20 protein-coding genes are annotated in these 19,435 nt (G+C 67.3%); 5 read left to right on the top strand and 15 right to left on the bottom strand.

The window, feature by feature from the left end; translation table 11 throughout:
• Positions 1 to 48 precede the first annotated feature (48 nt).
• From PYV00_RS17885 to PYV00_RS17855, 7 genes are all read right to left on the bottom strand, one after another.
• Positions 49 to 1,260, bottom strand: a complete 1,212-nt coding sequence (locus PYV00_RS17885) for a thiolase family protein (protein ID WP_275229643.1) — start codon at positions 1,258 to 1,260, stop codon at positions 49 to 51.
• 10 nt (positions 1,261 to 1,270) lie between these two features.
• On the bottom strand, positions 1,271 to 1,717 hold the full coding sequence (locus tag PYV00_RS17880) for a Zn-ribbon domain-containing OB-fold protein (protein ID WP_275229642.1): 447 nt from the start codon (positions 1,715 to 1,717) through the stop codon (positions 1,271 to 1,273).
• Complete coding sequence (locus tag PYV00_RS17875; protein ID WP_275229641.1) at positions 1,714 to 3,393, bottom strand: class I adenylate-forming enzyme family protein; 1,680 nt, start codon at positions 3,391 to 3,393, stop codon at positions 1,714 to 1,716. Before PYV00_RS17875 ends, PYV00_RS17880 begins: the two co-directional genes overlap by 4 nt.
• A 161-nt stretch (positions 3,394 to 3,554) precedes the next feature.
• Positions 3,555 to 4,679: an amidohydrolase family protein gene (locus tag PYV00_RS17870; RefSeq protein ID WP_275229640.1), complete on the bottom strand. Its 1,125-nt coding sequence runs from the start codon at positions 4,677 to 4,679 to the stop codon at positions 3,555 to 3,557.
• A gap of 191 nt (positions 4,680 to 4,870) precedes the next feature.
• Positions 4,871 to 5,839 (bottom strand): LysR family transcriptional regulator, encoded by a 969-nt coding sequence (locus PYV00_RS17865; RefSeq protein ID WP_275229639.1) that lies wholly within the window; start codon positions 5,837 to 5,839, stop codon positions 4,871 to 4,873.
• Positions 5,836 to 6,858 carry a DUF2889 domain-containing protein gene (locus PYV00_RS17860; protein ID WP_275229638.1) on the bottom strand — a complete coding sequence of 341 codons (1,023 nt, stop codon included), beginning with the start codon at positions 6,856 to 6,858 and terminating at the stop codon, positions 5,836 to 5,838. Before PYV00_RS17860 ends, PYV00_RS17865 begins: the two co-directional genes overlap by 4 nt.
• Entirely contained in the window at positions 6,855 to 7,304 is a 450-nt protein-coding gene (locus PYV00_RS17855) for a GbsR/MarR family transcriptional regulator (protein ID WP_275229637.1), read from the bottom strand. The genes PYV00_RS17860 and PYV00_RS17855 overlap by 4 nt, the downstream gene beginning before the upstream one ends.
• 86 nt (positions 7,305 to 7,390) lie before the next feature.
• Here PYV00_RS17855 and PYV00_RS17850 point away from each other — a divergent pair, with 86 nt between their 5' ends.
• A complete protein-coding gene (locus PYV00_RS17850) occupies positions 7,391 to 8,212 on the top strand; it encodes an SDR family NAD(P)-dependent oxidoreductase (RefSeq protein WP_275229636.1) in 822 nt (273 codons plus the stop codon).
• Positions 8,213 to 8,223: 11 nt separating this feature from the next.
• On the opposite strand, the gene PYV00_RS17845 is transcribed toward PYV00_RS17850, so the two are convergent.
• A complete protein-coding gene (locus PYV00_RS17845; protein ID WP_275229635.1) occupies positions 8,224 to 9,654 on the bottom strand; it encodes an aromatic ring-hydroxylating oxygenase subunit alpha in 1,431 nt (476 codons plus the stop codon).
• Between the two features lie 161 nt (positions 9,655 to 9,815).
• Here PYV00_RS17845 and PYV00_RS17840 point away from each other — a divergent pair, with 161 nt between their 5' ends.
• Together PYV00_RS17840 and PYV00_RS17835 are read left to right on the top strand one after the other, a co-directional pair.
• Complete coding sequence (locus tag PYV00_RS17840; protein WP_275229634.1) at positions 9,816 to 10,148, top strand: hypothetical protein; 333 nt, start codon at positions 9,816 to 9,818, stop codon at positions 10,146 to 10,148.
• 126 nt (positions 10,149 to 10,274) lie between these two features.
• Positions 10,275 to 10,472 carry a hypothetical protein gene (locus tag PYV00_RS17835; protein ID WP_275229633.1) on the top strand — a complete coding sequence of 66 codons (198 nt, stop codon included), beginning with the start codon at positions 10,275 to 10,277 and terminating at the stop codon, positions 10,470 to 10,472.
• 65 nt (positions 10,473 to 10,537) lie between these two features.
• On the opposite strand, the gene PYV00_RS17830 is transcribed toward PYV00_RS17835, so the two are convergent.
• The 3 genes from PYV00_RS17830 to PYV00_RS17820 are packed head-to-tail and all read right to left on the bottom strand — an operon-like array spanning position 10,538 to position 14,654.
• Positions 10,538 to 12,001: an efflux transporter outer membrane subunit gene (locus PYV00_RS17830; protein WP_275229632.1), complete on the bottom strand. Its 1,464-nt coding sequence runs from the start codon at positions 11,999 to 12,001 to the stop codon at positions 10,538 to 10,540.
• 1 nt (position 12,002) lies between these two features.
• Positions 12,003 to 13,526, bottom strand: a complete 1,524-nt coding sequence (locus PYV00_RS17825) for an MDR family MFS transporter (protein WP_342803822.1) — start codon at positions 13,524 to 13,526, stop codon at positions 12,003 to 12,005.
• Positions 13,527 to 13,547: 21 nt separating this feature from the next.
• A complete protein-coding gene (locus tag PYV00_RS17820; RefSeq protein WP_275229631.1) occupies positions 13,548 to 14,654 on the bottom strand; it encodes an HlyD family secretion protein in 1,107 nt (368 codons plus the stop codon).
• A 115-nt stretch (positions 14,655 to 14,769) separates the two neighbouring features.
• Between PYV00_RS17820 and PYV00_RS17815 the strand changes: the two genes are divergently transcribed.
• A complete protein-coding gene (locus tag PYV00_RS17815) occupies positions 14,770 to 15,555 on the top strand; it encodes a tyrosine-protein phosphatase (RefSeq protein WP_275229630.1) in 786 nt (261 codons plus the stop codon).
• A 37-nt stretch (positions 15,556 to 15,592) separates the two neighbouring features.
• On the opposite strand, the gene PYV00_RS17810 is transcribed toward PYV00_RS17815, so the two are convergent.
• Positions 15,593 to 16,465, bottom strand: a complete 873-nt coding sequence (locus PYV00_RS17810; protein WP_275229629.1) for an alpha/beta fold hydrolase — start codon at positions 16,463 to 16,465, stop codon at positions 15,593 to 15,595.
• A gap of 173 nt (positions 16,466 to 16,638) precedes the next feature.
• Between PYV00_RS17810 and trxB the strand changes: the two genes are divergently transcribed.
• Positions 16,639 to 17,616, top strand: a complete 978-nt coding sequence (gene trxB / locus PYV00_RS17805) for a thioredoxin-disulfide reductase (RefSeq protein ID WP_275229628.1) — start codon at positions 16,639 to 16,641, stop codon at positions 17,614 to 17,616.
• A gap of 87 nt (positions 17,617 to 17,703) precedes the next feature.
• On the opposite strand, the gene PYV00_RS17800 is transcribed toward trxB, so the two are convergent.
• Genes PYV00_RS17800 through PYV00_RS17790 form a run of 3 tightly spaced genes read right to left on the bottom strand, consistent with a single transcriptional unit; the run spans position 17,704 to position 19,414 of the window.
• A complete protein-coding gene (locus tag PYV00_RS17800; RefSeq protein ID WP_275229627.1) occupies positions 17,704 to 18,477 on the bottom strand; it encodes a hydrolase 1, exosortase A system-associated in 774 nt (257 codons plus the stop codon).
• Positions 18,474 to 19,154 (bottom strand): hypothetical protein, encoded by a 681-nt coding sequence (locus PYV00_RS17795; protein ID WP_275229626.1) that lies wholly within the window; start codon positions 19,152 to 19,154, stop codon positions 18,474 to 18,476. The genes PYV00_RS17800 and PYV00_RS17795 overlap by 4 nt, the downstream gene beginning before the upstream one ends.
• Positions 19,151 to 19,414, bottom strand: coding sequence for an acyl carrier protein (locus PYV00_RS17790; protein ID WP_275229625.1), 264 nt, complete (start codon positions 19,412 to 19,414; stop codon positions 19,151 to 19,153). The genes PYV00_RS17795 and PYV00_RS17790 overlap by 4 nt, the downstream gene beginning before the upstream one ends.
• Positions 19,415 to 19,435: the final 21 nt, after the last annotated feature.

Raw genomic sequence — 19,435 nt, 5'->3', positions numbered from 1 at the left:
CGGTTCTTGTTTGGTTTTTGGCGATTGAATTTATTTTAAATCAGATATTTACCGTCTTTCTCCGGCGCGCAGCAGCACTGCTGAGGGATCGTGGTACATGCTGCCGATGGTGATCAGCGCGCTGTCGGCATGGCGGGCCTGGCGCTCGCCCTGGCTGCCGCGAAGCTGGCGGACGGCTTCGGCATAGAGGTTGGAGCCGCCTGATCGACCGTGCGCCAGGCCGCCGCCGCCCGTCGTGACCAGCGTGCGCCCGCCGTTCAGCCGCAGGATGTTCTCGCGCCGGTCCCAGCAATCGCGGAAGTAATCGCCGGCCTCGCCGGGCTTGCAGAAGCCCGCCGCCTCGACGACCGCGACCGCGTCGATCGTGTAGCCGTCGTAAGGGTAGAACAGGTCGACATCGGTTCTGGTCAGGTCGCTGCGCGCCCACAGGCCTTCCATCGCCACCCAGAAGGCGTTTTCCGTCCAGGGCAGGGTGTTCTCGTAGAATTCGCCCACCCGCGTGCCGCCCAGCGACATGGCGTGGACCGTGACCGGCTTTTGCCGCAAGTCGCGCGCGCGCTCGGCGGTGGTGATGACGAAAGCCTCCGCGCCGTCGACCGGGATATCCATGTCGAGCATCTGCATCGGCTCCCACACCATCCGCGAGGCGTGATAGTCGTCGAGCGTGATCGCGCGCTGGATCACCGCATCGGGATTGCGCGCGCCGTGCGAGCGGTTGTTCACTGCCATCAGCCCGAAGGCGTCCTTGCCGACGCCGTAATCGTGCATGTAGCGCTTCATCCAGGCCGCGTAGGGCTCGCCCGAATGCAGCCAGCGGCGGGCGAAGTCGCGCCCGCCCATGCCGCCGGTCTCGCCGAACCGCGAAGCGCGCAGGCGGAACGGGTCGCGCGCCGCCGAACGCGACATGTTGACCTCGCGCCGGTAGGACTGGACGACAAGGCAGGTGTCGCACAGGCCCGAGAACACCGCCTCGACCGCGAAGACGAAAGCCGATCCCAGCCAGCCGTTCTTGCCCCATGTCACTTTCTCGATGCCCAGCGCGCCTTGCACGCTGAGGAAGCCGGCATTTCCGACCGCGAGCGGGCTCATGCCGCTGCCGCAGATGCCGTCGATCCCGCGGCGGTCGATGCCGGCGTCGGCCATGGCCTTGAGCGCGGCCTCGACGCCGAGCGAGAGCAGCGATCGCTGCTGGTCGCGGCCATAAGCCGTCGAGCCGACCCCGACGACTGCCACCTGGTCCTTCAGGGGGTTGCGGGCCATTGCCGTCCGCTCAGCCGGCCGCCGGCTCGAAGGCGGGCCAGATGCACCCGTCCTCCTCGATCCAGGTGAGCGAGACCGGCATGTCGAGGACGATGTCCTCGATCCGGCAATTCACGATCCGCGAGAGATAGCGCAGCCCCGTGCGTTCCTCCAGCTCGACCGCCGCCGCGACGATCGGCTCGACGATGCTGGCATCGGGATCGCGCAGCTGGTGGAGCCGCGTTTCCATGAAGATCGTGCCGCGCCCGCTCACTTCTTCGAAGCGCAGGTTCTCCGAAAGACATTCGGGGCAGATCGGGCGGTGCGGATAGATCCAGTAGCCGCAATCCTGGCAATGGCGGATCACCAGCCGGCGCTCGGCCATCGCCCGGTAATGATCGATGTTGTCATGATCGATCAGCTCGTCGGGATAGCGGTCGAAAACCTCGTGATCGTTCAGCGCCGCCACCGGCCTCACAGCGGGAACTCCGCCTGCGCGCGCTGGTTCAGCTCGATGCGGTTGATCTTGCCGTTGCCCAGCCGGGGCAGCTCGTCGATGAAGACGATCTCGCGCGGCATCTTGAAGCGCGCGAGCCGGGTGTCGAGCCAGGCGCGCAGTTCCTCGACGGTGAAGTCGTGGCCTTGCGCGCGGACCACGTAGGCGGCCACCGCTTCGGCCTTGCGGGCATCGCGCACGCCCACCGCGCCGCACTGGAGCACGCCTTCATGGCTTTCGACGACGCGCTGCACTTCCTCCAGCGAGACGTTTTCGCCGCCCACCTTGAGCATCAGCTTCAGCCGGCCATGCCAGGTGAGGAAGCCTTCCTCGTCGATCGACACGAGATCCTCGGACCGGAACCAGCCATCCTTGTCGAAGGCTTCGGCGGTCTCGTCGGGCTTGTTCCAGTATCCGCGCGCGATGTTGCCCCGCACCAGCAATTCGCCGGGCACGCCGGGGGGCTGCTCGCGGCCAGTCACCGGATCGACGATGCGTCCTTCGTTACCGTCCAGCATCAGGCCCGAACGCGCGTTGCCGCCCGCCTTGTAGCCCGCCAGCGCGCAAGGCGCGTAGGTCTCGGTCAGGCCGAAGGCGGCGAAGCTTGCCGTCACGTTGGGCATGACCTTGCGGAAGTTGTCGTCCTGCAGGCCGGCCACGCGCACCGAGGGGAATGTGACTCCTCGCCTGAGCGCGGCCTGCACGATCTCCTCGCCCAGCAGCGTGACGAAGAAGGTCGCCTTCTCGGAAAGCATCAGGTCCACCGCCAGATCGGCATTGAACGCCTCGGTGAAGACCAGCGTGCCGCCGTTCACGAACATCGACATCATGCCGTAGATGCTGCCGCCAGCATGGAAGAAGGGCATCGAGCTGAAGTAGACGTCCTGGTCGGTCGCGGTCATCCGCTTGGAATGCAGCGCGCCGTTGGCGACGATGCCGCCGTGTTCCATCATCACGCCCTTGGGAAAGGCCGTGCTGCCCGAAGTGTACTTGATCATCGCCAGATCGGTGGGGACGACCGTGCGTTCCATCCGCTCGGCCAGCGCCAGCGCCTCGGGCGATGTGGTGTTTTCCAGCGCGGTGAAGTCGTAAGAGCAGGCCAGCTTGCCGCCGCTGCGGCTGAACAGCACGAGGTTGCGCAAGTCCGGCACCGCGGCATCGGCCAGGAAACCCGGCCCTTGCTCGGTGCGGGCCGAAGGGCAGAACTGGCCGAGGATGTCGGGCATGTCGAGCTTGCGGAAGCGGTCCACCATGATGAGGTGGCGCGCGCCCGACTGGGTGACGAAGTATTTGACCTCCTCGGGCTTGAGGAAAGTGTTGACCGGCACGAGTGCGGCGCCAAGCCGCATCACCGCGAAGGCGGAGATCGCCCATTCGATGCTGTTGGTCATCCACAGCACCACCCGATCGCCCCGCCGCACGCCGATCCGGGCAAGGCCGGCGGAAAGCCCGGTGGCGCGGCGGACCAGTTCGGCGTAAGTGATCCGCGAGATCTGGCCGGCATCGTCGCCGCCGACCAGCGCCAGATTATCGGGATAGCGGCGCGCGGTATCGCTCAGCATCTGCCACATGGTGCGCGATTTCGCCGCCGCCAGCGCCTTGCGCCCGGCTTCGATATCGAGCGGCTGCACCAGCAGTTCGCAGCCGGACCTGACCAAGCCTTCAACTTCCCCCAAAGCTTCTCTCCCGTTTTGGTTTCTGGTGCCGGCCGATGGGCCGGCGCATGGCCTTATCGTCACGGGCGCGGCGCAGGGGCCGGCCGCGCGCCGTGGAGCAGGGCAGGGTTCGCGGGGGTTTCCGCCGCCGCGAACGGACGGCCTCAGGCCGGTTGCAGCGCCAGTTCCGGGCGTGGCAGGCGGAACAGCCGCGCCGCGTTGAGGCCCAGGATGTCGGCCTTGTCCTGCTCGCTGATCTCGATACCGTCGAACAGCCGCGCGACCACTTCGCGGGATTCGGGGAAAGTGCCCTCGTGATGCGGATAGTCCGAACCCCAGAGCAGTGGCTTCACCCCGGTGACGGAGCGCGACATGACGCAGGCCCGGTCATACTGGAACGAGGCCGAGACCTGTTCGGAGATGATCCGGCTGGGCATCCGCGAAAGCTTGGGCCGCACGAACACGTCATGCGCGTGATAGACCTCGTCCATCCGCTCGGCGAGGGCGGCCAGCCAACTCGCGCCCGATTCGATGCAGGCCACCTGCGATCGGGGAAAGCGGTCCAGCACGCCGCCGGCGACCAGCTGCATCACGGTTTCCTGCGCGTCGCAGGCCTGGATCGTGTAGTTGATCACCGCGCCGCCGGGGCCCCGGAAGCTGCGCACGTCCTCCCGCCCGGTGCCGGTGTGAAGGACGAAGACGATGCCGAGTTCCTGCGCCGCCTCGAACACCGGATCCCACGCGGGCTCGGTGTAGAAGGGCAGGCCGGAAACCGCCTCGATCCGGCTGGGCAGCATCGCCGAGGTAAAGCCCATCGCGGCCAGGCGCTTCATCTCGGCCACGGTGTTGGCGAAGTTGCGCACCGGCAGCACGCCGCAGCGCACGAATTGCGACTGGTAGGGTGCGAACATCGCATGGTGCCAGTCGTTATAGACTTGCGCCGTCGCCAGTTCGGCATCCTCGTTGCGGATATGGAACGCGGTCAGCGCCAGCGAGGGGAAGACGATCTCGGCATCGATGCCTTCCATCTCCATATCCTCGAGCCGGCCGGGGATCTCGCGCGCGCCCTTGCGGTTGGCGCGGCCGAATTCCTGGCCGTCCTTGCCCATGATCAGCGGCGGCTTGTTGATCGGCCGTTTGCTCGTCACCTTCTCGCCGGCCAGCATGTACATATAGCCGTCGCGCACTTCGGCGCGGATGCCGTGCGGGCGCAGCGAAGGGGGCAGGCCCTCGGTCAGTAGATCCGAAGGTTCGGTGATGTGACCATCGGCACTAAAAACAAAGGTCATGACTCGCTCCAGAAAATAGACTTCGTTTGGAGGGAATCAGTCCCTCTCCCCGTAAAATTATTATTGCGATCATTGCGCAACGGGCAACGATCGAGGAAATCCTTACTATAATCGAGTTAAATTCCATGCTGCCGTTCCTGTCAGGCGGGCGATATGGTTTCCAACTCAATGTGATATTTACCTAGACAAGCCTAGCTTGCCGGACAATTGTCGAATTGACGGAGCCCCCTTTCGAAAATTCCGAAGGGTAGGGGGCTTTCGCCACCCGTGCGGACGTGATCGCCGTGTTCCAGCAGGAAGCGTTCGAAGGCGGCGGCGGCGCGGCTGCGCCACATGTCCTTGGGCCGGGCCAGGCTGAGCGCGCGGCTGAAGCGGAAATCGCGCAGGTTGAGGCGGATCAGCCGGCCGGCCCGGACATCCTCCTCGACGATCGCTTTCGACAGGCAGGCGATGCCCGCGCCGCCGATCGCGGCCAGGCGCAGCGTCTCGTTGCTGGTCGACTCGATCGCCACGGGAACCTGGCCGAGCTTTTCGTGCAGCAGCCACCGCAGGCGCGACGCGGTGGTGGAGCGCAATTCGCGCATGCACCAGCGCGCGCCGGCCAGATCGGCCAGCGCCAGGCCCGAACGTCCCGCCAGCGGATGGCCGGGGCCGACGACCAGCCACAGTTCATCGGAGCGCCAATGCGTCAGCTTGAACCCTTCCACCTCGGGCGAATTCTCTATCAGCGCGGTCTCCAGTTCGAAGCGCGAGAGTCGGCCGAACAGGTCGATCGAGGCGGCGGCCTCGATCCTGAGCATCACGTCGGGATGCCGCCGCTGGAATTCGACGCAGATCGCGGGCAGGAAGCGCTCGGCGATCATCGCGGTCGCGCCGATCACCAGCGTGCCGCAAAGCGGCGCGTCCTGATCGATCTCTATATCGTGCACCTTGCTCAGCACCGAACGGACATCGGCTTTCAGCCGCTTGCCTTCATCGGTGATCTGCAGTGGCCGCCCCTTGGCATGGGCGAAGAGCGGACGGCCGAGCAGGATCTGCAAGTCGGCGATCGCGCTGCTGGCCGCGCTCTGGCTCATGCCCAGCCGCTCGGCCGCGCTGGCCAGGCTGCCCAGCGTGGCGACGGCATCGAACACCTCAAGCTGGCGCAGGGTGATCTTCATGGCTGGTCCAGCAGGCTGACCAGCCGGGGCACTTCGGCAAGCGCGCGCAGCGCGTCGTTCAGGTGGGTGCAGCCGGCGGTTCCGCGCAACCGTTCCAGCACGATCGCGCGCAGATCGCCCAGCGGCGCGCCGATCAGCCTATCCAGCGTCCGGCTCGCGCCGGGGCATTCGGGAAAAGGCAGCACGCGCGGCTCCGCTTCGATCGCGGTGATGCCCAGCGTATCGGGCGTCACGCGCGCCATGATGCGGTATTCGTGCAGCGCCTGGCGGCCGCCATCGGGCCGAGTGGCGCTGTCCTGGAAGGCGGCGTCGATCACGATCGCCTCGCCGCGCGTCACGTCGATCCGGCGCGCGCGGCGCAGGCCCACGCCCTGCTGCTCGGCATAAGCGTGCCAGCCTTGCGGGTCATGCGGATCGCGCAAGTCGCAGGTCGGCGCGCCGCTGGACGGGCGCCGCCCGGCGCCGAGCCGATGTACCGTAGCGCCCGGCGCGAAGCCGACGCAGATGCCCACCCGTTCGGCCATGGCGCGCGCGAACTGCGCTTCATCGAAGCTGCCGTCGCGGGCATGGAGCCAGTCGTTGGTCCATTGCGACCAGGCCCAGCCGGAAACCAGGCTGGCGCCGGAGATATCGTCAAGGATCAGGTAGAGCGGCGTGCCCTCGCGCCGTTCCTCGGGCATGATCTCTTCCAATGCGCGGCGCAGGTGGCCGCCGCCGCGATGGCCGGCAAGCCGGGCTTCACCGGCGCGGTGCGGGAACGTCCTGATCGCGACGATGGTCCGATCCCGGTCGATCGTCGCTTCGAACCCGTCTTCGGCGCACACTTGCGGCGCGCCGCCGGCCAGCGGCGTGACGATGTCCCGCGCGCGGGCGGTGAACGCCATGTCGCCCCAGGGGCCGTCGGGCCAGCCCACGTCGATCGTCGAGGTGCGGCGCACCGATCCGGGCGCGCGGGGCGGCGCGGGGCCGGCGGAGTTGCGCGCGCAGAGCGCAGCAACGGGATCGGCCAGCGCGGTCATTCGGCCGCCGCCCGGCGTTGCCCCGTGGTCAGTTCGCCGATCGTCGCCTCGATGGCGTCATGCACGGTGAGGTAGAATCCCGATCGTTCCCGCATTCGCGCGGCCGCTTCGGCCTCGGCGCCGGGCGCTCCGTCGCGCAGCAATCCGCCGATCCGGCTCAGCAGCTTGCTGTAGCGGACCAGCGACCGGGCGAAATCCTCGGTGGCGGAGAACAGCGATCGCTTGCTGCCCTGTTCGCCATAGCGTTCGATCTGGCCGACCTGTTCCAGATGCTTGGCCGCGCCCCAGGCGCTGGCCTTGCTGATCCCCAGCCCGGCCGCGATCTGGTCCAGGCTGACGGCCTTGGGCTGCAGCAGCAGGTAGGCGTAGACCCGTCCGGCGGTGAGCGGCATTCCCCAGTTGGCCATCAGCTTGGAAAAGCCGTGGATGAATTCCGCCTGAGTCATTTCTACTTTATCTGGAATATTCATGATTTCCTGTTTATGACTCGTTCGACCGGCTGAATCAAGGCCCATCGGGGAGAGCATCGGAAATGGATTTCGCGGCGAAATACGGGCCATGGGCGGTGATTGCGGGCGGTTCGAACGGAACGGGACGATCCTTCGCCCGGCAGATCGCGGCGCGGGGCGTCGCCTGCATCCTGATCGCCAAGGATGGCCCGCTGGAGGAAACCGCCGAGGAAATCCGCCGGGAAAGCGACATCGAAGTCATCACCGCCGAGATCGACCTGTCGCATGAGGATGCCGCCGCGCGGATCTTCGCGGTTGTGGGTGCGCGCGAGGTTGGCCTGTTCGTCAACAATGCCGGCGCGGACTGGTTCGGCGAACGCTTTCTGGAAGTCCCGGTGGAGGAGTGGCTGGCGCTCAGCCGGGTCAACGTCGATACCATGCTGCGCTGCGCGCATCGCTTCGGCGCGGACATGCGCCGGCGGCGGCGCGGCGGCATCGTCATCGTCAATTCCGGCGCCTGCTATGGCGGCAGCAAGTACCTGGCGATCTATTGCGGGGCGAAAGCCTTCCAGCTCAATTTCGCCGAAGCGCTGTGGTCCGAGATGCGGCCCTACGGCGTCGATGTCGTCACCATCGTGCTCGGCCGGACCGATACGCCCGGATACCATCACCGCCGCGCGCTGCGGGGGGTGACGGTCGATGGCACCGGGCTGGCCTCACCCGACGATGTCGCGGCGCAGGCGCTTGCGCGCCTGCCGCATGGCCCGGTGACGAACTGGGGGCTGGAAGACGAGGATCGCGGTTTTCACGCGCTTTCCGCCAGCCAGCGGCGCGACAAGGTGCTGTTCCTTGAGACCGTCGTCATGGAAGACAGCGGCTACAGGCCCGAGACCGACCTGGGCTGAATTCGCCCGTGCTAGAAACCGATGTCCGCGATCGGGCCGTCGAAGTTGCCGCCCAGCACCTGGTTGGCGCTGGCCAGCCGGGCTTGCGGCATGCCGGCGAGGTAGCCGTCGATCAGGCGCTGGTAATTGCTGATCAGTCCCTCGATCCCCCGGGCCAGCCGCATGAATTCGAAGCCCTTGGCGTGCAGCGCTTTCTGCTGGATCGGGATGTTCGAATAGTCCTGCCGGGGAATCTGCGGAAACTCGGGGCTGTCATAGGGCAGCACGGTCGGCTCCATGACAGGCTCGGGCTCCTGCCCCTTGGGGAACATGGTGAGCGACCATAGCTCGAAATAGCAGGATTCCGGCCCCAGCGGGCGGATGCGATAAGCCGACATGCTGCTGAACATCGGCAGCAGGAAGTAATGCGGAAACAGGAATTCGACCGGCCGGATCGGGTGTGACACCGCCACTGCGTTGAGATCGGGCACCGGCTCGCCGCGCGCGCGCAATTGCTGGCTGATCCGGCCCTGGACCATGGCGAACCACAGCGGCACCGCCTCGTTCGGATTGTCGGGCAGATCGACGTCGCGCAGCTCGCGCGCGATGTCCACTTCCTTCTGGTGGCACATGCCGGCCATGCCGCTGCTGAGCAGTTGCAAGTGTTCAAGCTGCGCGGCGATGGCGGTGCGGGTGGCGACGCCCTCGATCGCGCCCTTGCGCAAGTTGGCTTCGGTCGCGCCCGGTGTCGTCCGCTCGGGGCTGTAGGCGTCGTGGTAGATGTCTTGCAGCGTGTGGTGGAGCTGGGGATGGGTCTGCATCACGTGGTAGCCTTCCATGAAGGCTTCCATCGCGGTTTTCCAGTTGGCCGGCAGCACGGTGGCAAAGTGCCATTCGGCGCGCAGGTGGTCGATGCCGTGGGCTTCGAGCCGTTCGGTGACAGGCCCCAGGCTCTCGCGCAGGCCGGGCGCCTCATCGTCCAGGTTGATCCAGGCGCAGCCGCCGAAAAGTTCCACGCGGCATTCGCGCAGGCGCAGATCCTGCTCGTCCATCTGCCGCTCGCTGAACAGGTGCTTGCCGTAGACCATGGTGTTCTCGCCATCCATGTTCCAGCGCCAGCCGTGGAACGGGCAGACGAAGCCGGTCCGGGCGCAATTGCCATGCGCCTGGCCCGAACCGCCCGCGATCGGCACGCCGCGATGGCGGCAGGCGTTGTGATAGGCTTTCACCCCCTGCGCGGTCCGGGTGACGAGCACCGAGTGGCCGAGGTTGGCGTATTCGATCCAGTCTCCCACCTCGGGAATCTGTTCGAGCCGGCACGCGTTCTGCCAGACGTGCGGCCAGAGGTGTTCGCGTTCAAGGTCATAAAAGCCCTGATCGAAGTACCGCCGCGCCGGAATGCGTTCGGGATCTTCGACCGGGAAAGGAACGGCCCGCAGTCCGCCATCGATGGATTTCAGCACGTCCAGTTCTCCCGTTCCCGTTTTTTTGCCTGCGCCGGATTCCTTCCGGTCGTTTCCAGCTTTGCCCTGCCTATGGCTATGCCCTGTCAGGCAGGTGCGCAAGCCCCGGCCGGCACTTGCCGCGCCGCAGCGAATCGGGAGCGTGGGAAAGGCGCCGGAAGATGTGCGACTCGCTGGTTTTCGGGGCCGGAGCACGAAATATTTTTTCCCGGATCGGGATTCTGCCCGGCCGTGTCGCGCCCCTTGCCGGAGCCCTGGCAAGGCGGCCGGCATCGCGGAATGCCGTGCGGCGGCGCAACCGCGATCGGCTTTGCGGGCTGGCCGCGAAGGACGAGGCGATTGAAAATGTTCCACTCGCCCGCGTGGTGCAATGCGGCATCGCCAAAGCCCGGCGCGCCGCGATCGGTCCATATCGGGCATGGCGGACTGGTGGTTTTACGGGCTTTGCCGGGCCCATGTTTAGGCGAAATTCACGATGCCTCGAAGATGGATGATTAACGGTGATCGTGCTAATGATCGGGCTCCAAGCAGAGCATGAAAAAGCGCGGATAAGCGCGGGGCGGCAGACGGGAAGAAGTCGGACCAACCGGCCTTTTGGGTCTGGTGAACGAGGACGAGTGATGAAGGTCGTTAACAATGAATTCAGCCCCTACCTGGGCCATCGCAACGATGTGAATTTCAATCGTGCGCAAGTGCGGGTGGTCGCGTGCCACCCGGAGGCCGAGGAAGGCGAGGAGCGCTGGCCGCTCGGCTTCGTCCTCGGCGTTCTGCTCAGTGCCGCGTGCTGGGCGGGGCTGGCCTATCTCGTGCTGCGCTGAGGCGCACCGGGTTTCACTTCAGCGAGGCTGAAGCAGGGCGGTCCCGACGCGTTGGGCCATGGCCATCACGGCGTCGGCGCGTTAGCCGCCAGCGGGGTCGCATCGGGCAGCCAGCCGCCCGCCGTCGCCACATAGAGCCGCGCGATATTCTGATACTGGCGCGTGCGCGTTTCCAACAGCGCCAGCCGGGCACGCTGATACGTGCGGCTGGCATCGAGCACTTGCAGGATGCCGCTGTTGCCCACCTGGAAGCTGCGCCGCGACAGGTGGAGCGAGCGATCGGCGATCGTTTCGGATTCGCCTCGCACCGCCAGTTCGCGCCCGTCGATCTCCAGCGCCGACAGCAGGGTCGAAACTTGCCCGAAAGCTTCGGTGACGACTTGCCGGTAATCCGCAGCCACTGCGCGCGCCTCCGCCTCAGCGCCGCGCTGGTTGGCCTTCAGCGTGCCGCCGTGGAAGATCGGCGCGGTGAGGCCGGCGAAGATGTCGAAGGCGTTGAACCGGCTGCTCAGGATCTTGCCCGGTTCCGAGGTGGACTGGGTGATCGAGGCGCCCAGCGTGATATCGGGATAGAGCTCGGCCGTCGCCACGCCGATCGCCGCGATGGCCGCGTGCAGCCGGGCTTCGGCTTCCAGGATATCGGGCCGCTTGTGTACCAGCCGCGAGGGCACGGCGACCGGGACGGTGGCGGGCAGCGCGAACTGATCGAGCGAGAAATCGGTCGGCCCAAGCTCGGCCGGCGAGATGCCCAGCAGCACCGCCAGCATGTCGCGCCCTTCGACGACCTGCTGTTCCAGCGCCGGCACGTCGGCGCGATCGCCGGCGAGCTGGCCTTGCGCCGCGAGCACTTCCACCATGGTTCCCGCGCCGCCATCATAGCGCGCGCGCGTGAGCGAGACGTTGCGCTCGTCCTCGGCGAGCAGCGCCCGTTCGGTTGCCAGCCGGTCGTTCAGCGCGGCGATCGCCAGCACTTGCGCGACGACGCGGCCCGCGACCACCAGGTGCGCCGCCTCGGTCGCGCGCTGCTGCGCCTCGGCCTCGGCCACCGCCTGTTCCAGCGAGCGGCGATTGCGCCCGAACAGGTCGAGGTCATAGCTCACGCCGCCGCCGACGGTGTAGAGATCGAATTCGGGATTGCCGAAGCTGGCACCGCCGAACTGGTCGGACAGACCGAAGGCGGCAAGGTTGACCTGCTGGTATTCGCCGCGGGCATTGGCATCGACTTGCGGCAGCTTTCGGCCCGCGACCGCGCGGATGCGCTCGCGCGCCTTTTCCAGCGTCGCGCGGCTGGATGCCAGGCTGTGATTGCCCGCCAGCGCCTGGTCCACCAGCCCGTCGAGCCGCGCGGAGCCGAATGCCTTCCACCATGTGCGATCCGGCCCTTCGGCCAGCGCGGCGCGCTTGCCGCCGGCGCTGGCGTAGCCCGCCTGGGGCGGCGGCGGGGCGGGCGCGGCGAAATCGGGGCCGACGGCGGTGCAGCCGGCGGCCAGCAGCACCATCGGGGCGAGAAGGGCGGTCTTGCAGGTCATGTCATTCCCCCATGGGCAGCGGCGCGCCATCGGCCGCCTTGCGGCCCGTGCGCATGAACAGCACCAGCGGCACCATCGCCAGCGCCATCAGGAACACGAGGTGGTAGATCTCGATATTGCCGACCATGCTGGCCTGCCGGATGATCTGGGCGTTCATCCGCGCGAGCGCTTCGACCGAGCCGAAATCGAAATCGGGCTGGCGCAGTTGCAGCACCGGATTGTCCGGCCGCACGCCTTCGACCAGCCCGGCGCGCGATCCGGCCACATAGTGCACGTACTGGTATTGCAGCGCGGATATGCCGATGGCGTTGCCGACGTTGCGGGTCAGCGAATACATCGCCGCGCCTTCGTTGCGCATGTGCTGGGGCAGCGTGGAAAAGACGATGACCGACAGCGGCACGAACATCAGCCCGCCGCCCACGCCCTGCACGAAGCCGGCGACCAACAGCGCGTGGCCATCCACGAACAGGTCCATCCACGAATACATCAACATGCTGAAGCCGGTGATCGTCAGCCCGACGATGAGCAGCGCGCGGATATCGATATAGGCGACCAGCCGCGTCACCAGCAGCATCGCCACCAGCGTGCCGATCGCGCGGGGCAGGCCGATCATGCCGGTCTGGAACGCCGAATAGCCCAGCAGCGTCTGCGTCATCACCACGATCATCGGGATCGTGGCGAAAGCCACCATGCCGATCAGCACGCTGAAGATGGAGCCGATGGCGAAGTTGCGATCGGCGAACAGCTCGGGCGGGATGAAGGTGCCCCGCGCGGTGAACATGTGCACCAGCGACAGATAGAACCCGAGGAAGGCGATGGCCGCGTAGACCTGGATCTCGGGCGAATCGAACCAGTCAAGGTGCTCGCCGCGATCGAGCATGAGCTGGAACGCGGCCAGCGCGACCGCCAGCGCGACGAAGCCGAACATATCGAACTTGTGCCGCGCTTCGTTGCGGGTCTCGTAAAGGAACGCGATCATGCCCAGGAACGAGACCACGCCGAACGGCACGTTGATGAAGAAGACCCAGCGCCACGACAAGGCATCGGTCAGGTAGCCGCCCAGCGTCGGCCCGATGATCGGCCCGGCCATCGAACCCAGCGCGAAGATCGCCATGGCCTTGGCGTGGTCCTCGGGCGGATTGATGTCGAGCAGGATGGCCTGGCTGAGCGGGATCAGCGCCGCGCCGCAGGCCCCTTGCAGGAAGCGCGCGATGACGATCGTCTGCAGGTCGGTCGCCAGCCCGCACATCGCCGAGGCGAGCGTGAAGCCGGCGACCGAGACGACCATCACCAGCTTGCGGCCCAGCCGGCCGGCCAGCCAGCCGGACAGCGGCGTCGCGATCGCGCCGGCCACGAGGTAGGACGTGAGCACCCAGAGCACTTGCTCCTGCGAGGCCGAAAGGCTGGCCTGCATGTGCGGCAGCGCCACGTTGGCGATGGTGATGTCCACGGCCACCATGGTCGAGGCGACCATCGACGGCACCGTGATCAGGAACCGCCGGAAAGGTGTGGGATACTGGGTCACGATGGGATGGGGCTGCCCGGCCTATGGCTTTGCCGGGGTTCTGGCCGGGGTGTCGGCGCCGAACAGGTGGCGCTGGTGCCCGGTATCCACCTTGACGTCGACACTCAGCCCCGCGCTCAGCGGCAGGTCGGCCGGAACCTGGTCGATCGCGACTTGCACCGGCAGGCGCTGCACCACCTTCACCCAGTTGCCGGTCGCGTTCTCGGCCGGCAGCACCGAGAAGCTGGAGCCGGTGCCGGGGCTGAAGCTTTCGACATGGCCTTTCAGGTGCCGGTCGGGAAAGGCGTCGATCTCGATCTCGGCGGGCTGGCCCACGCGCATGTAGCGGAGCTGGTCTTCCTTGAAGTTCGCCTGCACCCAGTACCTGAGCCCGGTGAGCATGAACACCGGCCGGCCGGGCGTGACGTAGTTGCCCACCTGAAGCTGGTTCACCCGCGTGACGATGCCGTCCTGCGGCGCGCGCACCACCGTATCGGACAAGTCGATCCGCGCCTGTTCCACTTTCGACGCGGCGCTGCGCACGCCCGGCTGGGCATCGGACCCGCCGCTGACATTGCCCGCCAGCCGCGCGCGCAGGCTTTCGGCCTTGGCCTGCGCGGCGGCGATGGCGTCGCGCGCGGTGCGCACCGCGGTCGCGGCCTCGTCATACTGCGCGCGCGAGGAAATGCCTTCGCCCACCAGCGAGCGCTGGCGCGCCGCCTCGCTGGTCGCATAGTCGTACCGCGCCCTGGCGGCGCTGACGTCGGACAGCGCCTCGCGATAGTCGGCCTGGAGCGAGCCGACATCGGTGCGGGCATTGGCCAGTTCCGCCTCGGCTTCGGCCAGCGCGGCCTGGAAAGTGTCGGGCTTGATGCGGAACAGCACCTCGCCTTGCCGGACGCGCTGGTTCTCGCGCACCGCGATGGCGATGACCTTGCCCGATACGCTGGGGCTGATCGCCACCATGCCGGTTTGCAGCGAGGCGTTGTCGGTCGATTCGTAGCGGCCGCCGCTGAGGTAGAAATAAAGCGCCCCCAGGATCACCAGGATCGGGCCCGCGAGCATCAGGACGGTGCGCACGCGCCGCGACCGGGCCGGGGTCGGGCCTTCGATTTCGGCTTCGGCGGCGATGCTGCTTTCGGCGTTCATGCAAATTCCTGTTGAGCGGTGTATAGCGCCGATACTAAGCATGGCTACTATCGGCAACCGGGAACTTGGCGGGAACTTGGCGGGAACTTGGCCGCAGCCGGGATGGGGAGTGGGAATGACCTCTGATCGCGCCTGGCTGCTCCAGGGCGTCCACAACTTTCGCGACTATGGCGGATACGCGGTTTCGGGCGGCGGACGGCTGCGGCGCGGCGTGCTGTGGCGCTCTGGCCAGCACCATGAGGCGACGGACGGAGACCTGGAGCGGATCGCGGCGCTGGGCCTTGCCAGCGTGTTCGATCTGCGCACGTCGAAGGAGCGGGCGAGCCACCCCTGCCGGCGCCCGGCGGGTTTCGCGGCGCGAATCCACCATGCCGACGATCCCACCGGGCAGCGCGCGCCGCATGTCGCGGCGGCGGCCACGGCGCGCCAGCGCACGCCGGAATCGACGCGCGAGAGCTTGCGCCGCAATTACGGCGGCATTTGCTTCCGCCCGGAACTGCAAGCGATCCTGCGCCGCTTTTTCGCCGGGCTGGGCGAGGCGGGCGGACCCAGCCTGGTCAATTGCATGGCCGGCAAGGACCGGACCGGCATCGCGGTTGCGATGCTTCACCTGGCGACCGGCGTGCACCGCGACGACGTGATCGCGGACTATGTCCTGACCAATACCGCCGGCGATCCCGAAGCCCGCATCGCCGCCGGCGCGCGCACGATTCGCGATGTCACCGGCCAGCTCGACGACGCGGTGCTGCGCGTGCTGATGGGGGTGGAGCCGGAATACCTGGAAGCCGCCTTCGCCGCCGTGGAGGAGCGCCACGGTTCGATCGACGCCTATCTCGCAGAGGCGCTCGGCATCGATCCGGCGCTGCGCGAGCGGCTGCGCGACGCGCTGGTCGAGGGTTAGGGACCGGGCGCGCCAGCGCGCCTGGAGGCCAGCGCGCCTAGAGGAACGCCTTCACGTCGGCTACAAAGCGTTCGAACTGGTCATGGTGCAGCCAGTGCCCGGCCTTGGCATATTCGATCACCCGCGCGGTCGCGAAATTGGCGATGCGCCCGTCCTTCTCCGGGTTCGAGGCGAAGCTGTCTGCGCCATAGAACAGCAGCATCGGGCACGTGATCGCCTGCCACAGCTTTTCCTGCTCGGCATAGGGAATGTCGGTCACGGGCCAGACGTTCAGGTAATTGTCGAACTTCCAGCTCCAGGTGCCGTCCTCGTTGCGGCTGGCGCCGTGGATGGTGAGGTGGCGGGCCTGTACGTCGGTCAGGAAGGAATTCTCCTCCTTCATCCGCTCATAGGCGGCGCGCAGCGAATCGTAGCGGCGCGGCACGCGGCCGGCGGACTTGCGCTTGTCCTCGATCCACTGGCGCATCCGCTGGGCCAGGCCCGGCGCCTCGATCTGCGCGCGCACTTCGGGCGCCGGCCCCAGCCCCTCGATGTTCACCAGCTTGCGCACCTTGTCCGGGTAAAGCCCGGTGAAGCGCGTGGCGATATTGCCGCCCAGCGAATGGGCGATGATCGTCACCTGATCGTAACCCAGCGTGTGGATCAGCTGGGTGAAGTCATAGACATAGGCATCCATGCCGTAATGGCCTTCGGGCGACCATTCGCTGTCGCCGTGGCCGCGCAGGTCCGGGGCGATGACGTGCCAGTCGTGCCGCAGTTCCTCGGCCACCCAGTCCCAGCTGCGGCAATGGTCGCGCCCGCCGTGCTGCAGGATCAGCGGCGGCGCATCGGCATTGCCCCAGTCGACATAGTGCAGCTTCAGCCGCTGCGAGATGAAACGGTTCGATGTGGGTCCAAGCAGGCTGATCATGGCCCTGACTTGCGCGCGAAGGGCATCAAGGTCAATCGGGCAAGGGCGGAGGGCCAGCGGGGCATCGGCCGGGCGCTGACAAGCGCGTCTTTGCGGGGATGAAATTAAACGATCGGCCTGCCGCGCTTGGCAAACCCGTGGCCTTGCCCCTATCTGCGCTGCCGGAGGTTCACATGGCGACACATACCACTCGCATGCTCATTATCGGTTCGGGTCCGGGCGGGCTTTCCGCCGCGATCTATGGCGCGCGCGCGGGGATGAACCCGATCGTGGTGCAGGGGCTTCAGCCCGGCGGCCAGCTGACCATCACCACCGATGTCGAGAACTATCCCGGTTTTCGCGAAGTGATCCAGGGCCCCTGGCTGATGCAGGAGATGCAGGCCCAGGCCGAACATGTCGGCACGCGGATGATGTGGGACACGATCGTCTCGGTCGATCTCGCAGGGCCGGTGTTCCGCGCCGTGGGCGATGGCGGCGATATCTACGAAGGCGAAACGCTGGTCATCGCCACCGGCGCGCAGGCGCAGTGGCTGGGCGTGCCGGGCGAGCAGGAGCTTTCGGGCAAGGGCGTTTCGGCCTGCGCCACGTGCGACGGTTTCTTCTATCGCGGCAAGAAAGTGGTGGTGATCGGCGGCGGCAACACCGCGGTCGAGGAAGCGCTTTACCTTACCAACCACAGCGATGACGTCACCCTGATCCACCGGCGTGACAGCCTGCGCGCGGAAAAGATCCTGCAGGATCGCCTGTTCGCCCATCCCAAGGTCTCGGTCCTGTGGAACAAGCGGGTCGAGCGCTTTCTGGAGAACACCGCGAATGGCGAGTTGCGCGGCCTGGCGCTGATCGACACGCAGACCGGCGCGGAAAGCGAGATCGCCACCGACGGCGCTTTCGTGGCGATCGGCCATGCGCCTGCGACCGCGCTGTTCAAGGGCAAGCTCGACATGGACGCGGCCGGCTATCTGCTGGTCGAGCCGGGCACGCCCCGGACGAAGATTCCCGGCGTGTTCGCGTGCGGCGACGTGATGGATCACGTCTATCGCCAGGCCGTGACCGCCGCCGGCACCGGCTGCATGGCCGCGCTCGATGCCGAGCGCTACCTGGCGGCGAAGGAATTCGCCGGGAAGGCGGCGAGCGAGGCGGCGCTGGGCTGAGAAGCTGTTGGGATATGCGCCGATAGGCGCATGGCCGGTGCCGCAACGAAATGCGCTCTTCCGCGCATTTCGAAAGAGCTTCCGAAATCAGCCGCGCAGCGCGTCGAGCACTTGCGCGAGGAGCCATTCGCGCGCGCCGGCCTCGACGAAGCTGTGCGAGGCGCCTTCACACACCCGGATACGCGGATCGCCGCGCTCCCATGCCGACCGGAAGGCCCGCCCCGTCCGGTCGTTGCCGGCGATCAGGAAGCGGATCGGGCCGGGAAAGGCCGCGATTCCCGCCGCCATGTCCTGTGCCAGCGAACTGGGCGGAGCGGCGGGACGCAGCGCGCCGATCAGGCTTGCGGCCAGCTTGCCGAGCGAGACCTGCCCGGTCAGCAACCGCCTGATCGCGGCGGGATCGGCCAGCCGCCGGCGATAGTGATCGCGCACCGCCTCTGGCGGCGCCTCGTCTCCACCGCCTTCGATCGTCCAGGGGTTGGACAGCACCAGGCCGTCCAGCCCCGCGCCGTGCGCCAGCATCAGCGCGCTGGCCGCGTCGCAATTGCCCAGTCCGATCACGCGGGCCAGCTTTGGGCAGGTTTCGCGAAAGGTGGCCAGCGCTGCCGCGATGTCGGGCGCGCTCGAACGGAATTCGCCATTGCCGCCTTCGCTGTCGCCCACGCCGCGCCGGTCGAAGCGGAAGACGGGAAAGCCCTGCGCCGCGATCTGCGCCGCGAACTGGGCCTGCCCGCTCCATGCGCCCGCGCGCAGTTCGTTGCCGCCCGTGACCAGCAGCAGGCCGGTGGTCTCACCGCCTTCGTCCAGCGTGCCGACCAGGCGCGCGCCGTCGCAGGCGAACAGCAGGTGCCGCCGGCTCACGCCGTGGTTTCCAGCGCCAGGATCGCGGCCAGCGCGTCGGCCTGCGTGGGGCTTTCGCCCGGCTCGGCACGCAGCCACAGGCCGCTGCCGCCGATCGCTTCCTGCGCGATCTGGCCGATGCGCGGGTCGGTCCCGGGCACGAGCTGTTCGAACTGGCGGACGAATTCGGCGCCCAGGCGGTGGCCGGTCAGCTCGATGCCTTCGCGCAGCGCCAGCTCCATCAGGCCCTCGCGCGTCTCTTCCCGCCCCGCCTCGCGCGAGGCCAGGATGCGCGCGCGCAGCATCTGGCGCAGCAGGCTGGCGCCCTTGGCCGGCGCATAATGCCAGGCCGGCAGCCTGGTCGGCGTGAACAGGCAGCCGCCACGAATGCCCAGGACATGCGTGGCGCCGAAATGGGCCGCCGCGGCGGCCATGGCGTCGCTCCAGTCCTGCGGTTCCTGGATGCGCAGCGCTTGCAGGCTTTCGTTGCAGCCGGGCAGATCGGGCAGGACGCTGTCGATCCCGGCCGCGTCGAGCCGGCGCATCGTTTCGACCGTCAGCCGGCGCAGGCGGTTTGCCTCGTCGAACAGGGCCGGCACGATCAGCAGCCGGCGCTCCCGCGTCCGGTCAAAGGCAAGCGCGTATTCCCGGGCGACACCACCGCCCGCCAGCGGGCAAGGCCAGGTCAGCGCAATCACGATTCCGCGCGCTTGGCCTCGGCAAAGGCGAGCAGCGATCCGTAGGTTTCCAGCATCTCGCCGTCGATCTCGTCATCCTCGATCACGATATCGAGGCGATCCTCCAACTCGGTCAACAGCCCGGCGACGGCCATCGAATCGAGTTCGGGCAAGTGGCCGAACAGCCCGGTGTCGGCGGAAAAGGCTTCCGCCTGGCCCGTCTTCAGGCCGAGCACGTCGGTCAGGATGCGGCGCAGGAGCACATCGGTATCGTCAGACATGATCGTCAGGCAAGGCCCCTC

The organism is Novosphingobium album (ex Liu et al. 2023) (genome assembly GCF_029076845.1).
Lineage (GTDB): Bacteria > Pseudomonadota > Alphaproteobacteria > Sphingomonadales > Sphingomonadaceae > Novosphingobium.
This window is presented reverse-complemented; position numbering and strand designations above follow the sequence as displayed.

Coding starts and splice junctions, on each gene's coding strand:
- PYV00_RS17885 (WP_275229643.1), bottom strand. CDS start 1,260: ATGGCCCGCAACCCCCTGAAGGACCAGGTGGCAGTCGTCGGGGTCGGC.
- PYV00_RS17870 (WP_275229640.1), bottom strand. CDS start 4,679: ATGACCTTTGTTTTTAGTGCCGATGGTCACATCACCGAACCTTCGGAT.
- PYV00_RS17865 (WP_275229639.1), bottom strand. CDS start 5,839: ATGAAGATCACCCTGCGCCAGCTTGAGGTGTTCGATGCCGTCGCCACG.
- PYV00_RS17860 (WP_275229638.1), bottom strand. CDS start 6,858: ATGACCGCGCTGGCCGATCCCGTTGCTGCGCTCTGCGCGCGCAACTCC.
- PYV00_RS17855 (WP_275229637.1), bottom strand. CDS start 7,304: ATGACTCAGGCGGAATTCATCCACGGCTTTTCCAAGCTGATGGCCAAC.
- PYV00_RS17850 (WP_275229636.1), top strand. CDS start 7,391: ATGGATTTCGCGGCGAAATACGGGCCATGGGCGGTGATTGCGGGCGGT.
- PYV00_RS17840 (WP_275229634.1), top strand. CDS start 9,816: ATGTGCGACTCGCTGGTTTTCGGGGCCGGAGCACGAAATATTTTTTCC.
- PYV00_RS17835 (WP_275229633.1), top strand. CDS start 10,275: ATGAAGGTCGTTAACAATGAATTCAGCCCCTACCTGGGCCATCGCAAC.
- PYV00_RS17830 (WP_275229632.1), bottom strand. CDS start 12,001: ATGACCTGCAAGACCGCCCTTCTCGCCCCGATGGTGCTGCTGGCCGCC.
- PYV00_RS17820 (WP_275229631.1), bottom strand. CDS start 14,654: ATGAACGCCGAAAGCAGCATCGCCGCCGAAGCCGAAATCGAAGGCCCG.
- PYV00_RS17815 (WP_275229630.1), top strand. CDS start 14,770: ATGACCTCTGATCGCGCCTGGCTGCTCCAGGGCGTCCACAACTTTCGC.
- PYV00_RS17810 (WP_275229629.1), bottom strand. CDS start 16,465: ATGATCAGCCTGCTTGGACCCACATCGAACCGTTTCATCTCGCAGCGG.
- trxB (WP_275229628.1), top strand. CDS start 16,639: ATGGCGACACATACCACTCGCATGCTCATTATCGGTTCGGGTCCGGGC.
- PYV00_RS17790 (WP_275229625.1), bottom strand. CDS start 19,414: ATGTCTGACGATACCGATGTGCTCCTGCGCCGCATCCTGACCGACGTG.